Source organism: Mesorhizobium sp. M1E.F.Ca.ET.041.01.1.1, assembly GCF_003997355.1.
Lineage (GTDB): Bacteria > Pseudomonadota > Alphaproteobacteria > Rhizobiales > Rhizobiaceae > Mesorhizobium.
In genome coordinates this window covers 1-821 of sequence record NZ_RZSL01001129.1, presented here as the reverse complement: position 1 = coordinate 821, position 821 = coordinate 1, and the positions used below count along the sequence as shown (strand labels likewise).

Annotated in this window: 1 protein-coding gene; it reads right to left on the bottom strand. The window is 64.2% G+C overall.

Annotated elements, in window-relative coordinates:
• The coding region (locus EOA38_RS37880; protein WP_281060187.1) for a malic enzyme-like NAD(P)-binding protein at positions 1 to 821 on the bottom strand (821 nt) is incomplete at both ends.

The following is an 821-nucleotide window of genomic DNA, read 5'->3' as shown; positions in this document are numbered from 1 at the left end:
TCGTTGATGGCGCTGGCGCCACAGTCCAGCGCGCCGCGGAAGATGTAAGGAAAGCAGAGCACGTTGTTGACTTGATTGGGAAAATCGGAACGCCCGGTGCAGATCATCGCGTCCGGCCGCGCCGCCCTCGCCACTTCCGGCATGATCTCCGGCGTCGGGTTGGCGAGCGCCAGGATCAGCGGTTTCGGCGCCATGTGCTGCAGGAGTTCAGACTTCAGCACGCCGGCAGCGGAGAGGCCGAGGAAGACATCGGCGCCGGGGATGACATCGGCCAGCGTGCGCGCTTGCGTATCCTTCACATAGGGGTCTTTCCAGCGGTCCATCTCTTCGGCGCGGCCCTTCCAGGCGACGCCGAAGCGGTCGGTGACCCAGATGTTTTCGACCTTGGCGCCGAGCGAGACCAGGAGGTTGAGGCAAGCGAGCGCCGCAGCACCGGCGCCGGAGGTGACGATCTTGATGTCGGCAATCGTCTTGCCGGCGAATTCGAGCCCGTTGAGCACCGCCGCCGCGACAATGATCGCCGTGCCATGCTGGTCGTCATGAAAGACCGGAATGCCCATGCGGGCCTTCAGCCGCTCCTCGACCTCGAAACATTCGGGAGCCTTGATGTCTTCGAGATTGATGCCGCCGAAGGTCGGCTCGAGCGCGGCCACCGTCTCGACCATGCGCTCGATTTCAGGCGCGTCGATCTCGATGTCGAAGACGTCGATGCCGGCGAACTTCTTGAACAACACCGCCTTGCCTTCCATGACCGGCTTGGAGGCGAGCGGGCCGATATTGACCAGCCCGAGCACCGCCGAGCCGTTGGAGACGACGCCGAC